We start from the raw sequence: 12,619 nt of genomic DNA on the forward strand, positions 1-12,619 counted from the left end.
GCCTTGGGCATGGCACCGCGCGATGCGCGGTGCCACGCGCGAACCGGAACCTTTTCCGCAACGCCGGACACTGGCTCCCGGACGGACAACAGTCTAGGCTACGCGCACATGCACCTTGAGGGAGATCCCGCATGCCGATCTGCGCCTATGACCTTTGGCCCGATGGGAATTGCCGCAAGGCCCCCGATCTGAAGCCGACAGGTCGCGGCAGCCTGCGCTGGCTGCATTTCGACCTTGGAGACCCGGAGTTGGCTGGCTGGATCGCAGAGCACCTGCCCCCGATCCCGGGCCGGGCGCTGACGGAACAGGAAACCCGCCCACGCTGCGACGCTCTGGGCGATGGGCTGATCCTGAACCTGCGCGGCGTCAACCTGAACTCGGGCGCGGCAGCTGCGGAAATGGTCTCCCTGCGCATGTGGGTCACCCCCAAGACCATCATCACCGTGCGCAAGCGCAAGGTGTTCGCCCTGGATGACATCCGCCAGGGCTGCGCCAACGGCACGGGGCCTGGCACGGTCGGTCGCTTCCTCGACCAGCTCATTCACGGGCTGGCCTTACGCGCACGGGACGTGGTGCTGGACCTGACCGCGGCCACCGAAACGCTGGAAGAACAGATCGACGAGGGCAACCTGCCGGCCGATGATGCCCTGAAGATACCACGGCGCGACGTCTTGAAACTGCACCGGTATATGGAGCCGCAGCGCGTCGCCCTCACCCGCTTGCAACAGCTGGGCGACCGGATCATGACCCCCGAGGAACAGACCGATTTGCGGGAGGCGGTCAACCTCGTCACCCTCAGCGATGAGGCCCTGACCTCCCTGAACCACCGGTTGGCGGTGATCCAGGACCATACGGATGCGGAACTGGCCCGCAAGATGAGCCGCAACAGCTATATCCTGTCGATCGTAGCCGCCGTGTTCTTGCCGCTGGGTTTTGTCACCGGACTGTTCGGCGTGAACGTCGCGGGCATGCCCGGACTGGAGACACCGCTGGCCTTTGCCATCCTATGCCTTGCGCTGGTGGCGCTCAGCGCCGCGATGATCGTCGTGTTGCGCTGGTCCCGGCTGTTCTGACCCCCTTGAACCGCCACGACAGGCCGCAGACTCAACCATGTAGATTGCGGCTGTCGCCCGGCGCCTGATCGCGATCCTCCATCCCATAATCGCGGATGACACCGGCCACCCGCAGGCGGTAGCCGGAAAACAGATCCTCGCGCCCCTGTTTCTGCGCTGCCCGATGGGCCGATAGCGCCCGCCAGCGTGTCACCGCCTCTTCATCCTCCCAGAACGACAGCGACAGGAGTTTCTCCGGGTTGGTCAGGCTCTGGAACCGTTCGACCGAGATGAACCCCTCCATGTCCTGCAACAGATCCCGCATCCGGGCGGCGACCTCCAGATAGGCGTCCTTCTTTCCCGGCGCCGGGGTCACTTCGAAAATGATGGCAATCATGCGCTGTCTCCATGCGGTGTGGAGACCAGTTTGAGCCACGTCCGATCCTCGCGGACAAGGAATTTCTCGCGCTGGGCAAACTCGTAATTGCTGCGACCCAAGGGATCTTCGGCAAGGCGGGCGCGATAGGCCTCGTAGGCGGCCAGGTTGTCAACAGTATAGATCCCGTAGGCCAGCGTCGATGACCCCTCATGCGGGGCAAAGTAGCCGATCAGATCCGCACCACAGCGCGGAATCGCCTGCCCCCAGGCTTTGGCGTATTGAATGAACTGATCCCGTTTGGTCGGATCGATCTGATAGCGGATCACACATGTCAGCATCAAAAACTCCTTTGGCGTGCTGTTTGACACTGAACCCCTAGCGGCCAGAACGTGGCTCATGTTTCGCTGCGGAGCGAAGCGATCTCTTCCCCAAAAGAGCCATGGCCGGTTCAGATCGATGCGGTCACCCACGGTGCGTTTCGCAGACGTAAACGATGCGGCAAAAACCCCGCAATTATCCCAAGCTCGCCCCGTTCTTGCCCGAATTGAACGGCAAACCCTTAGGTCAGACGCAGAGTTCGAGGACGGGCAAAATGGATCGACTGACCGAAATGGAGGCCTTCGCCAATGTGGTGGATCAAGGTGGTTTCACCGATGCGGCACGCAAGATGGGGATCTCCAAGTCGGCCGTCTCCAAACATGTCTCCAGCCTTGAGGCCCGCCTTGGCGCCCGGCTTCTGAACCGGACCACCCGGCGTGTGTCGCCCACGGAAATCGGGCTGGCCTATTACGACCGGGCGCGACGCGTTCTTAACGATGCCGGCGAAGCGGACGCCCTGGTGACATCGATGCAATCGGCCCCCTCCGGCCTGCTGCGAATCTCGGTCGCCACCGATTTCGGGGTCAATCACCTATCACCGGTCCTGTCGGACTTCCTGCGCGATTTCCCCGAGATCACCGTCAACATGGTGTTGAACAACCGCTATGTGGAGCTGATCTCGGAAGGTTTCGACATGGCGCTGCGCATTGGCGAGCTGGAAGACAGCTCCCTGCGTGCCCGCAAACTGACCGAAACCACCAAGCGCATGATCGCCTCGCCCACCTATCTGGCACAATACGGGCGCCCGCAGAAGATCGACGATCTCAACGAACACAAGCTGTTGCACTACTCGAACCAATCGAGCGGCAATGTCTGGAAGATCACCGCGCCCTCGGGCGAGAAACGCCAGGTGCGCACCACCGGCTGGCTGTCGGTGAACGACGGGCAATCCCTGCTGAACGCCGCGATTTCCGGCCTCGGCATCGCCTATCTGCCCAGTTACCTCTACTCCGAAGCCATGTCCGAAGGGCTGGTGGAGGACGTGATGCCCAACCTGCCGATGGAAACCCAAGGGATCTATGCGGTCTACCCGCCCGGCAAGTTCACCCAGCCCAAGGTGCGCGCCTTCATCGATTTCCTGGTGCATGCCTTTGCCGACCGAGACCCGCTGAAGTGGTGACCGGCTTCCGCAACTGACATACCTCCCCGTGAAGACTGGCCCCCGCATCGCTGCGAGGGCTTTTTTCATTTCGGCCTGTCAGATGTCGATCCGCAGGTGCGGCACCCCGTCCGAAGTCTTTTCGCGCGAGGTTCCGGCAGGGCCGACAACGCCGCTGATCCTTTTGCGGAAGTTTGAGAAACTGTCGAAGGTGACCACATCGACAGCCTCATCCAGATCCAGCACCAGGCGGAACCAGCCGGAGCGTGGCATCTCGACCGAGAGCACCGTCGCAGCAAAGGGCTGCGACAGGTAGTGGCCGGTGACCCGGCCGCCCGGCACGAACCCGTCCGGCGGCCGATTGCCCAGCGCCGCATGAAAGGTGTTCCAGTCGCGATAGCCGTGCTGGCTTGCGACCAGTTCCAGGCTGCGGCTGTGGCTGATCTGGCGTCCCTCTGCCGCAAGACCCTCGCGCAGACGCCGGGCCTGTGCCTTGGCCTCGACAAGGGTGGGGAGATTGGCGTTCATGATGTTGCCCCCTTCTCGGTTGTGGCAAACCCCAGGACCATCGTCCCCCTTCCCCCCCTGCCCGTCAGCATCGTGAGGGCCAGCAGGAGCAGCAGCGCCTCGGCCACGGGTCCGGCCCACCAGATCGCAGCTGCACCGAACCAGAGCGGCAAGGCGAAGGTCAGCGGGATGGAAAAGGCAAAGGGTTTGGCAAGCCCCAGGAGTGCCGCACGGCGGGCATCGCCAATGGCCTGGAAATGCGCCCCCAGCATCATCAGCGGCCCCGCGATCAGGAACAAGGCGACGATCACCGGCATGATCGCGGCCACTTCTGCCACCACCGCAGTATCGCCCACAAAGGCTGATCCAATCTGTGCCGCAAACAGGCTGAACCCGCCCTGCACCATGCTGCAAAACGCCAATGCAATCAGAACCGCCAGGCGCAGGGAGGTCTGACTGCGGTCATGAAGACCGGCGCCATGGTTGTTGCCGGTAATGCTTTGCATCGCATGAGACAGTCCCAGAAGGGGCAGGAAGGCAAATGTCATAACACGGGTCACGATCCCATAGGCGGTGACCGTCACCGCATAGTCGGGGCTCTTGACCATCTGCAGCGCCATCAGGATCGAGGTGGATCCCAGTGCCAAGCCGACAAACCCCAGGCTTTGCGGGGTGCCGAGCGCTAAAATTCGGCGGCTTTCTCCCAGCCCCGCATGGCTGAGCAGGTGCCTTGGATGAAGGGTCGTGCGCCGACGCTGGCGAAAGGTGAAGATCGCCGCGAGTGCCAGGACCTGCGCCAGAACGCTTCCATAGGCAGATCCCGCCACACCGAGGTCAAACACCGCAATCAGGAGGTAGTTGAAGCCGATATTGCTGATCGACACCAACAGGCTCATCGCGGCCATGATGCCCACATGCCCTTCGTTGCGCAGCGCATCGGAGTTGATCGCCAGCACAAACATCAGCGGCGAGGCGACCACCAGGATGCGGATGTAGCTTTGGGCCAGTGTCGCCAGGGTGGCATCGCCTTCGGCGGCCAGCAGCGTCACCTCGTGCCCAAAACCCGAATAGGACAGGATGAGACCCGCCGCCACGATCAAGGCCAGCCAATGGGCCGAGGCATAGACCTGCCGCGCCTGATCCAACCGCTGCCCGCCCAGATGCCGCGCCACCAGGCTCGACATTCCGGAAGACACCAATGTGGAACAGGCCACGATCACCATGAAGAACGGAAACATCAGCGTCACCGCCGCCAATGCCTCGGGGCCGACGAAATGCCCTAGGAACAGCGCATCCACGACCGTCAGCAGGCCGTTCATGCTCATGACAAAAATGATGGGTATCGCCGTCTTGGCGAATAGGACCGGCAATCGCCCGGTCAGATAGGGGTTGGGAGTCGGATCTTGCATCGCTTTTCAGCCCTCATGCATGGATCTCGCTCAGTGGATGGGACCCGCATTGCCACCCGCGCGAGACGCAGGGGGGATGATCAAAGAGATGCTATGCTACAGAACTTCACCAAGACAGGAGACTGTCTGCGGGAGGCGGGCGTCTGCGACCCTGCGCCCACATAGGGGACCGGGTCCGGCTGCGTCAAGGGGCAGATCGATCAAAACAGGCCGCGTCGCCTGATCCCCACACCAGCCACAGCCCGGGTCGCAAGAGGAATTTGACTGCTTCTAGGGACGCTCGCGGGGCAGCAAGACCACCTCGACCCGGCGATTGGCTTCGCGCCCCTCTGCCGTCAGGTTGGAGGCGATCGGCGCCAGATAGCCCGCCCCCTCCACCGCGATCCGTTCGTCCGCAACACCGGCATTCTGCACCAGGTGGTCCTTCACCGCCTGCGCCCGGCGCTGCGACAGCCGGGTATTGTCCTCAAGCCCGCCCACCGTATCGGTATGCCCGACCACGACCACGGAATACTCCGGGTGTTCGGCCAGGAAGGCCGCCAGCGCTGTCAGGCTCTCGTAGCTCTCCTGCCCCAGGGCAATGGCGCCCGATCCAAAGTCGAGATCGCCCAAGATCGCGTGCCCCTCACTCAGCAACTGCGCCTTGAGGGCGCGCGGCGCGCTGCCAGCCTCTTGCGATGCGTCCACCGCTGGGGGCTGCACTGGGTCAGCTCCGGCAGGTTGTACGGTCTCGACGGGAGGCGTTTCTTCGGGCGTGACCTCGATCAGTTGCAGATAGTTCATAGACCCGCTGCGCGACACCAGAAGTGACAGCGCGCCGTCGCCTTTGACCATGGAGAGGAAGTGATAATTGCCGATGTTGACGGCCATGTCCGGGGCCGGAACCACCTCGATGCCGAAGCGGAAATCAAAGCCCCCGCAAAGGCGGGTCTCGCATTGGAAAACCGCCTCATAGCCGTCACTCAACAGCTGTTCACGCAACGGCGCCAAGATCTGAAGAACAGTCGAGCCACCCTGGATCTTCCAGGTGCGGCGCAGGATACGGCCTTCCATCGTGCGCACCGGCACGCCATCCGCAGCCGCCGGTCCAACCGGCAGGGCATAGGTGCCAAGCGGCGTATCCCGCTGCGCCAGGGCCTGGCCCCCCGCAGGAAGGGACAGATCCGCCAGCGCGGGGGCGGCGGTCATCAATAGCACGGCCCCCGCAAGGGCCGCACCATGGGATATGGCACCGCGTCCGATCACCGGAACTGGGCGTGATATTCGTCGTTTGGAACCATTGCAGTGCCGCTGGCGACCCGGTTGGTCATGTTGAAGAAGGCTGCAACATTGGCAATGTCCCAGATATCGCGATCGCTGAATCCCACATCGCGCAGGGCCTGCCGGTCCGCCTCTTCCACCTCGGCGCTGGCGCGGGTCAGTTGCAGGGCGAAATCCAGCATCGCACGCTGGCGCGCGTCCAGCGGCGCAACCCGGTAGTTCATCACCAGCATCTCGCCCAGCTTCGGATCGCCCGACAGCTGGCGCACCGCAGCGCCATGGGCGGCCAGGCAGTAGAAGCAGCGATTGTAGGAAGAGACCACCACGGCGATCATCTCCCGCTCCAGCTTGCTGAGGTTGCTGTCGCCCAGCATCAGGTCGTTGTAGAGCGCGGTAAAGGCGTTCAGCTTGTCGATGTCAAAGGCATGGGCGCGTAGAACATTGGGCACCATGCCCAGCTTGTCCTGGCAGATATCGAAATACTTCTGCGTGGCAGGCGGCAGCGGATCCACCGGCGGCAGGTCAAGTGCGGTGGGGCTTTGCTGGTCGGTCATTGGAAATTCTCTCCTCCCTCAGGGTTTATGCCTGTAGTGGTACTGCCCCACGAGATCCATTCCAAGTGAGGCATAAAGACCATTCGCGCCGGCATTCGCCTTGGTGCAGACCAGCGCGAGTTCCTTGGCGCCCTGTTCCACCGCCCAGAAGGCCGCCTGTCGCACCATCCAGGCGCCCATGCCCCGGCGCCGCTGATGCGGCAGGATCTCCAGCGCATGCACCATGGCGACGCCATCGTGGATGGCGACGAACCCCGCGCCCGCCGGCTTGTCATTGTAGCGCCCCAGAAGGGCTGTCTTTGGCCCCGCCGCCCGCTCCATCACCGCCACGCGTTCGGGGCCGATGCCCCCGGCCGCCCAGGTTTCGCGCTGGATCTCCAGGGGTTCCCAGACGCAGAAGGTGGTGACACGCGGGATGGCGACATCGGTCAGCTGCGCGGGCGGGCAGCTCCAGATGTTGACCGGGTCCTTCACCTCGTAACCCCGTGCCTCCAGCTGGGCGTCCAGTGCCGCGTCCCCGTCGCGGATCATGAACAAGGCATCCTGCCCCATCGTCTGCATCTCCGCTTCGGCGGCGGCGATATCATCGCCGCTGACAGGGCCGTTTGCCGTTGCCGCAGACACCCGGCTGCCACCGCCCTGCCCTTCGCGCAGGGTGATCGGCCCCAAGTCGCGCTTGGAGGCAGGCGGCCAGGTGCCATCCACCACGGCATAGTAGCGAGGATCGGTTTTCATGGTCGAATTGCTCAAAGTCCCACCTCCCGTGCAAGCCGCGTCACCGCCGCATCCACCTGCGCACCATCTGCGCCACGCACCACCACATTGGCGCCAAAGACCCCATCCTTCTGGAACGGGTAGCAGCCGATCGACAGATCCGCGAAATCCGCAGCCAGCGCCGACAGGATCCCGGCGATTTCCCCTTCGCCACGCATGATCCGCAGGGTCTGCGACAACAAGGGGCTGCCGCCGGTCAATGTCGGCAGGACGCTGGCCACCATCGCCTCGAACACCGACGGCACGCCTGCCATCACATGCACGTTCCGGAGCGTGAAACCGGGTGCTGCCGAAACCGGGTTGTCGATCAGCGCGGCCCCATCCGGGATGCGGGCCATACGCAGGCGGGCTTCGTTCAGCTCGGTTCCCGATTTGTCGTAATGCGCCTGCAGGATCGCACGCGCATCCGCGCGCACGCCCAGATGCGCGCCGAACGCCTTGGCGATGCAATCGGCGGTGATGTCGTCATGGGTGGGACCGATGCCGCCGCTGGTAAAGACGTGATCGTGGCTCTCCGACAGGGCGGTGACGCCTGAAATGATCGCCGCCTCGTCATCGCTGATCATGCGCACTTCGCGCAGGTCGATGCCGTGTTTGGTCAGCTCGCCCGCCAGGAAATGCATGTTCGAATCGCGCGTGCGCCCCGACAGGATTTCATCCCCGATGACCAGCATTGCAGCGGTTGGATTGCCCATGGCGCCTCTCCTCTTGATCCGGTGTTACGGCAGGTATAGGCCCAAGAACATGCGCTTTGGAACCCCTCTGATCCCCGCCCGCCTGATCCGCCGCTACAAACGCTTCCTGGCCGACTGCCAGCTGGAAGACGGGCGCGAAGTAACCGCCCATTGCGCCAACCCTGGATCGATGATGGGATTGGCCGAGCCGGGCATGAAAATCTGGCTAGAGCCCAATGATGACCCCAAGAAAAAGCTGAAATACGGCTGGCGGCTGGTCGATCACGAGAACGGTCATTTCACCGGGGTGGATACCTCGGTGCCGAACCGCGCCCTGAAGGCCGCATTGGAAGCCCGCCAGATCACTGAGCTGGCAGAATATGAAACCCTGCGGGCCGAGGTGAAATATGGCGAGAAAAGCCGCATCGATTTCTTGCTGAGCCAGCCGGGCCTGCCCGACACCTATGTTGAGGTCAAAAGCGTCACCCTGTCACGCCAGCCGGGGCTGGCCGAATTTCCCGACAGCGTCACCGCGCGCGGCACCAAACACCTGGGTGAGTTGGCCAATATGGTGGCGCAAGGGCACCGGTCCGTGATGCTGTATCTTGTGCAGCGGAGCGATTGTGCGGGCTTCAGCCTCGCTTCGGATATCGATCCCACCTATGCGGCGGCTTTCGGTGCGGCGCGCGATGCAGGTGTGGACTGCCTGATCTACGGCACCCGGCTGTCGCCCGAAGGGGTCGAGATCGGCGGGGCGCTTGAAAACAGGATTGCCCGCTGAAAGTCTCATTTGGTCAGCCCCTCTGGCCCTTTTGCCTCTTTGCCCCTAAATAGGGCCATGAACCCCCAGCGATGGAGCCATACCCCATGAGATCGAAAGACGGTCGCACCACCAAAGACGGTATCCGCATCCACGAGCAGGCCGATTTTGCAGGCATGCATGTGGCCGGTGCGCTGGCGGCAAAGATCCTGGACGATATCGCGCAATATGTCTTTCCGGGCCAGACCACCGGGGAAATCGACCGAGTGATCGAAAAGATGGTCGAGGACGCGGGCGCCAAATCGGCAACCATCGGCTACAAGGGCTACCAGCACGCCAGCTGCATTTCGGTGAACCATGTGGTCTGCCACGGCATCCCCGGCGACAAGAAGCTGAAGGATGGCGACATCCTGAATATTGACGTGACCGTCATCGTCGATGGCTGGTTCGGTGACACCAGCCGCATGTTCGTGGCAGGCAAACTGTCGCGCAAGGCCGAGCGGTTGATTCAAGTGACCCATGATGCGCTGATGAAGGGGATCGAGGCGGTGAAGCCCGGCAATACCTTTGGCGACATCGGCCACACCATCCAGGCCTATGTGGAAAGCCTGCGCATGAGCGTGGTGCGCGATTTCTGCGGTCACGGGCTGGGCCAGGTCTTTCACGCGCCGCCCAACGTGCTGCACTATGGCCGCCCCGGAACCGGCCCGGTCCTTGAGGAAGGCATGTTCTTCACCATCGAACCCATGGTGAACCTGGGCCGTCCCGAGACCAAGATCCTGGCCGATGAATGGACCGCCGTCACCCGCGACAAATCCCTGTCGGCACAGTTCGAACATTCGATCGGCGTCACTGCGGATGGTTTTGACATCTTCACCCTGTCACCCGGCGGAAAGTTCCACCCGACCTACGGCTGATTGCCCTCAGCCCGCTGCGGGCCTGCCCAGGGGCAGGCCGGTCAGCGCCGGTACCGCGTCCATTTTCGCGAAAACTTCCGCGCCTTCGGCGGCCAAGGCCTCTTCACCGCCATGCGGCGCAAATCCAAGACACCGCATGCCCGCGCGGGCAGCGGCTTGTGCGCCGGTGGGGCTGTCCTCGATCACCAGGCAATGACGGGCCTGAACACCAAAATGACTGGCTGCAGCCAGGAACAACCCCGGTTCCGGCTTGGCCACACCAAGGCTATGGGCCGAGAACATCGCCTGCGGGTGGAACCGCTCCCACAGCCCGTTCTGCCCGAGCGTGATGCGCATTTTCTCCTCGCTGCCATTGGAGGCAACGCAGGCCGGAATACCGTGATAATCCAACAGCGCCAGCAGATCGGCAACGCCGGGCACCAGCCCGACCCCCGCGCCCAGACGGGCATAGGTTTCCGCGTAGATCTCTTCAATCCAGTGGTCGGGCAACTCAGCACCAAGGCTTCGCGCCTTGTCCATCACGCCGGTCATGGTGCTGCCGACAAAATGCGCCATGGTCTGGGCCAGGGTCAGTGACAGGCCATATCGGGCAAGATTGTTCATGAGCGCTTGATTGGAGACCGTCTCGCTGTCCACCAGCACGCCGTCGCAATCGAAGATCACCAATTTCGGAGTGGGAAAGGTCTTGGGCATCTGAGGCACCTTCAATACTGCCTAAACGAATACCGCCAACAGCTATTGCCTGAACCGGCAGAGAGCAAATCCAACGCAGGCCGTTTCCCGCCGAGCCCATTTCACCCTGAAACACTGCGCCACATCAGGGAGATATGGGTATCGCCATACTTGCGGCTGTCCTGCGCCTCATAGCCCTGTGGCGGCTGCATAGGCGCGTTCTCCTCCCAGACGATCAAGGCGCCCGGCGCAATCCAGCCGCCTGCCTCGGCCTGCGCCAGCGCCTTTTCCCCAAGCCCCTTGCCATAAGGGGGATCCAGGAAGATCACGTCAAAAGGCACGTCAGGGTTCTGCCCCAGTTTCAGCGCGCTGCGGCGGATCAGGGCAGTGCACTCCTCGGCGCGGCAGATCGCGATATTCTTGCGAATAAGCCCCTGCGCCACCCGCCCGTCATCGACAAAGGTGACCGAAGCCGCCCCGCGTGACAAAGCCTCAAGACCCAGCGCTCCGGTGCCCGCAAAGACATCCAGCACCCGCGCGCCATCAATGGCGCCGGTATGCATCAGCACATTGAACAGGCTTTCCCGCACCCTATCCGTGGTGGGCCGCAGATGCGCGCCTGAATCGCCCTTGCCCACGGCCGCAAGCGCACGGCCGCGAAACGCGCCCGCGATGATCCTCATGCCTTCAGGAGCGGCTTCAGGTCGGCCTCGGGATCGGCGACCACGGATTTGTCAGCCGTCTTGCCGCCATCGATCAGCCGCTTACCCACCATATAGGCGCGCGGGTCGTTCATCGCGTCGACCGCCAGCAGTTGATCGCCCTGATAGTACCAGAAGGACACGGTCTGCCCGGCACCCTGACGGGTGACCACAGTGTCATAGCCGCTGTTCAGACCCGCGATCTGCAGCTTCACATCATATTGATCCGACCAGAACCAGGGCTGCGCCACATAGTCCTTCTCCGCGCCCAACATGTTCTGCGCGACGATTTCAGCCTGATCGATGGCATTGGGGACGCTTTCCAGGCGGATACGTTGCCCTTTGTAGGGGAAGGATGCACAATCCCCCGCCGCCCAGATCGACGCATCCGAGGTGCGCCCCTGCGCATCAACCCGAATACCGTTTTCAAGCGTCAGACCGGCCTGTTCGGCCAGCGCCGTGGCGGGAGCGATGCCGACGCCGACCACCACGAAATCGACCTCAACCGTGCTGCCATCGGACAGAACCGCGCGCGTGACCTTGCCAGCCTCGCCTTCCAGCCGCTCCAGCCCGGTGCCCTCGCGGATGTCGACGCCATGCCCCTTATGCAGGGCGCGGAAGTAATCCGAGGTTTCCGGCGCCGCCACCCGCTGCAGGATCCGATCCGCCATTTCCACCAGGGTGACGGTCAGCCCACGTTTGGCACAAACGGCTGCGGCTTCCAGCCCGATATAGCCACCGCCCACGATCAGAACCCGCTTGCCTGTCGTCACATGCGGCGCCATAGCGTCCACATCCGCCAAGCCTCGGACCACAAAGACACCCTCAAGATCGCCGCCGATTGCGGCAGGCAGGCGCCGCGGTTCCGATCCGGTGGTCAGGGCCAGTTGGTCATAGGCGATGATCTCCTCATCTAGGGAAACCGTCTTGGCCACCGGATCGATACCGGTGACAGAAGTGCCCAGTTTCAGGGTGATATCGCTGTCCGCATAAAAACTTTCGGGGCGTAGGAACAGGCGCTCCTTCTCCATCTCGCCCAGAAGATAGGCCTTGGACAGCGGCGGACGCTGATAAGGCGGCGCGGCTTCGGCGCCGATCAAGGTGATCTCGCCCGTAAACCCCTCCTTGCGCAGCTTCGCGACAAGAGAAGAGCCGGCCTGACCTGCTCCGATGACAACGATATGGCTCATGTCTCCCCCAACTTTCTGATTGTGTTCTGATCCCTGTCAGCCCGGACCCTATATGGCACCGCTAGGAAAACGCAATCACGACCGATGCTAGGCCCCTTGGTGATTTCCGTCACAGCCCCCTACCACTGCGCCAAACCGCTTGGACGAACCGCTTGGAAATGGGCGCAGACTTGTCCCGGAACGCAGGAAGCCGCCCTTGGGCGGCTTGTTCTTGTATATTGGTTGCGGGAGCAGGATTTGAACCTGCGACCTTCAGGTTATGAGCCTGACGAGCTACCTGGCTGCTCCATCCC

At 62.8% G+C, this 12,619-nt stretch carries 15 protein-coding genes; 4 read left to right on the plus strand and 11 right to left on the minus strand.

The features are described from left to right. Window positions 1-131 precede the first annotated feature (131 nt). Window positions 132-1,073 (plus strand): CorA family divalent cation transporter, encoded by a 942-nt coding sequence (locus tag PXK07_RS06075; RefSeq protein WP_274847305.1) that lies wholly within the window; start codon window positions 132-134, stop codon window positions 1,071-1,073. A 31-nt stretch (window positions 1,074-1,104) separates the two neighbouring features. On the opposite strand, the gene PXK07_RS06080 is transcribed toward PXK07_RS06075, so the two are convergent. Both PXK07_RS06080 and PXK07_RS06085 read right to left on the minus strand, forming a co-directional pair. Further along, window positions 1,105-1,449, minus strand: coding sequence for an antibiotic biosynthesis monooxygenase family protein (locus tag PXK07_RS06080; RefSeq protein ID WP_274847306.1), 345 nt, complete (start codon window positions 1,447-1,449; stop codon window positions 1,105-1,107). Then, on the minus strand, window positions 1,446-1,769 hold the full coding sequence (locus PXK07_RS06085) for an NIPSNAP family protein (RefSeq protein WP_274847307.1): 324 nt from the start codon (window positions 1,767-1,769) through the stop codon (window positions 1,446-1,448). Before PXK07_RS06085 ends, PXK07_RS06080 begins: the two co-directional genes overlap by 4 nt. Window positions 1,770-2,023: 254 nt before the next feature. On the opposite strand from PXK07_RS06085, the gene PXK07_RS06090 reads away from it, so the two are divergent. Further along, window positions 2,024-2,929 (plus strand): LysR family transcriptional regulator, encoded by a 906-nt coding sequence (locus PXK07_RS06090; RefSeq protein ID WP_274847308.1) that lies wholly within the window; start codon window positions 2,024-2,026, stop codon window positions 2,927-2,929. 78 nt (window positions 2,930-3,007) lie between these two features. Here PXK07_RS06090 and PXK07_RS06095 read toward each other — a convergent pair whose 3' ends face one another. The 6 genes from PXK07_RS06095 to PXK07_RS06120 all read right to left on the minus strand — a co-directional run bounded on the left by PXK07_RS06095 (window position 3,008) and on the right by PXK07_RS06120 (window position 8,107). Next, window positions 3,008-3,436, minus strand: coding sequence for a glyoxalase superfamily protein (locus PXK07_RS06095; RefSeq protein ID WP_274847309.1), 429 nt, complete (start codon window positions 3,434-3,436; stop codon window positions 3,008-3,010). Continuing rightward, window positions 3,433-4,824, minus strand: coding sequence for an MATE family efflux transporter (locus tag PXK07_RS06100; RefSeq protein ID WP_274847310.1), 1,392 nt, complete (start codon window positions 4,822-4,824; stop codon window positions 3,433-3,435). The genes PXK07_RS06095 and PXK07_RS06100 overlap by 4 nt, the downstream gene beginning before the upstream one ends. A gap of 270 nt (window positions 4,825-5,094) precedes the next feature. Then, window positions 5,095-6,012 carry an OmpA family protein gene (locus PXK07_RS06105; RefSeq protein WP_274847311.1) on the minus strand — a complete coding sequence of 306 codons (918 nt, stop codon included), beginning with the start codon at window positions 6,010-6,012 and terminating at the stop codon, window positions 5,095-5,097. A 53-nt stretch (window positions 6,013-6,065) separates the two neighbouring features. Then, window positions 6,066-6,638, minus strand: a complete 573-nt coding sequence (locus PXK07_RS06110) for a peroxidase-related enzyme (RefSeq protein ID WP_274847312.1) — start codon at window positions 6,636-6,638, stop codon at window positions 6,066-6,068. Window positions 6,639-6,656: 18 nt separating this feature from the next. Then, complete coding sequence (locus tag PXK07_RS06115) at window positions 6,657-7,373, minus strand: GNAT family N-acetyltransferase (RefSeq protein ID WP_274847313.1); 717 nt, start codon at window positions 7,371-7,373, stop codon at window positions 6,657-6,659. An 11-nt stretch (window positions 7,374-7,384) separates the two neighbouring features. Then, window positions 7,385-8,107, minus strand: a complete 723-nt coding sequence (locus tag PXK07_RS06120; protein ID WP_274847314.1) for a competence/damage-inducible protein A — start codon at window positions 8,105-8,107, stop codon at window positions 7,385-7,387. A gap of 49 nt (window positions 8,108-8,156) precedes the next feature. Here PXK07_RS06120 and sfsA point away from each other — a divergent pair, with 49 nt between their 5' ends. Together sfsA and map are read left to right on the plus strand one after the other, a co-directional pair. Next, complete coding sequence (sfsA, locus tag PXK07_RS06125; protein WP_274847315.1) at window positions 8,157-8,867, plus strand: DNA/RNA nuclease SfsA; 711 nt, start codon at window positions 8,157-8,159, stop codon at window positions 8,865-8,867. Window positions 8,868-8,953: 86 nt separating this feature from the next. Further along, the gene (gene map, locus PXK07_RS06130; RefSeq protein ID WP_274847316.1) at window positions 8,954-9,763 is read left to right on the plus strand and encodes a type I methionyl aminopeptidase; all 810 of its coding nucleotides are present in this window, start codon (window positions 8,954-8,956) and stop codon (window positions 9,761-9,763) included. A 6-nt stretch (window positions 9,764-9,769) separates the two neighbouring features. Here the strand turns inward: map and PXK07_RS06135 are convergent, their stop codons facing one another. The 3 genes from PXK07_RS06135 to PXK07_RS06145 form a co-directional block, all read right to left on the minus strand. Beyond that, window positions 9,770-10,456, minus strand: a complete 687-nt coding sequence (locus tag PXK07_RS06135) for an HAD family hydrolase (RefSeq protein WP_274847317.1) — start codon at window positions 10,454-10,456, stop codon at window positions 9,770-9,772. A gap of 101 nt (window positions 10,457-10,557) precedes the next feature. Further along, window positions 10,558-11,118: a 16S rRNA (guanine(966)-N(2))-methyltransferase RsmD gene (rsmD, locus tag PXK07_RS06140; protein WP_274847318.1), complete on the minus strand. Its 561-nt coding sequence runs from the start codon at window positions 11,116-11,118 to the stop codon at window positions 10,558-10,560. After that, window positions 11,115-12,326, minus strand: coding sequence for an NAD(P)/FAD-dependent oxidoreductase (locus PXK07_RS06145; protein WP_274847319.1), 1,212 nt, complete (start codon window positions 12,324-12,326; stop codon window positions 11,115-11,117). The genes rsmD and PXK07_RS06145 overlap by 4 nt, the downstream gene beginning before the upstream one ends. Between the last annotated feature and the right edge of the window lie 293 nt (window positions 12,327-12,619).

It is taken from the genome of Phaeobacter sp. QD34_24, assembly GCF_028890115.1.
Lineage (GTDB): Bacteria > Pseudomonadota > Alphaproteobacteria > Rhodobacterales > Rhodobacteraceae > Phycobacter.

Excerpts from the sequence above, each read along its gene's own strand:
- PXK07_RS06100 (WP_274847310.1), bottom strand. The coding sequence starts at position 4,824 with ATGCAAGATCCGACTCCCAACCCCTATCTGACCGGGCGATTGCCGGTC.
- PXK07_RS06145 (WP_274847319.1), bottom strand. The coding sequence starts at position 12,326 with ATGAGCCATATCGTTGTCATCGGAGCAGGTCAGGCCGGCTCTTCTCTT.
- rsmD (WP_274847318.1), bottom strand. The coding sequence starts at position 11,118 with ATGAGGATCATCGCGGGCGCGTTTCGCGGCCGTGCGCTTGCGGCCGTG.
- PXK07_RS06110 (WP_274847312.1), bottom strand. The coding sequence starts at position 6,638 with ATGACCGACCAGCAAAGCCCCACCGCACTTGACCTGCCGCCGGTGGAT.
- PXK07_RS06120 (WP_274847314.1), bottom strand. The coding sequence starts at position 8,107 with ATGGGCAATCCAACCGCTGCAATGCTGGTCATCGGGGATGAAATCCTG.
- map (WP_274847316.1), top strand. The coding sequence starts at position 8,954 with ATGAGATCGAAAGACGGTCGCACCACCAAAGACGGTATCCGCATCCAC.
- PXK07_RS06080 (WP_274847306.1), bottom strand. The coding sequence starts at position 1,449 with ATGATTGCCATCATTTTCGAAGTGACCCCGGCGCCGGGAAAGAAGGAC.
- PXK07_RS06085 (WP_274847307.1), bottom strand. The coding sequence starts at position 1,769 with ATGCTGACATGTGTGATCCGCTATCAGATCGATCCGACCAAACGGGAT.
- PXK07_RS06115 (WP_274847313.1), bottom strand. The coding sequence starts at position 7,373 with ATGAAAACCGATCCTCGCTACTATGCCGTGGTGGATGGCACCTGGCCG.
- PXK07_RS06105 (WP_274847311.1), bottom strand. The coding sequence starts at position 6,012 with ATGACCGCCGCCCCCGCGCTGGCGGATCTGTCCCTTCCTGCGGGGGGC.
- PXK07_RS06090 (WP_274847308.1), top strand. The coding sequence starts at position 2,024 with ATGGATCGACTGACCGAAATGGAGGCCTTCGCCAATGTGGTGGATCAA.
- sfsA (WP_274847315.1), top strand. The coding sequence starts at position 8,157 with ATGCGCTTTGGAACCCCTCTGATCCCCGCCCGCCTGATCCGCCGCTAC.
- PXK07_RS06075 (WP_274847305.1), top strand. The coding sequence starts at position 132 with ATGCCGATCTGCGCCTATGACCTTTGGCCCGATGGGAATTGCCGCAAG.
- PXK07_RS06095 (WP_274847309.1), bottom strand. The coding sequence starts at position 3,436 with ATGAACGCCAATCTCCCCACCCTTGTCGAGGCCAAGGCACAGGCCCGG.
- PXK07_RS06135 (WP_274847317.1), bottom strand. The coding sequence starts at position 10,456 with ATGCCCAAGACCTTTCCCACTCCGAAATTGGTGATCTTCGATTGCGAC.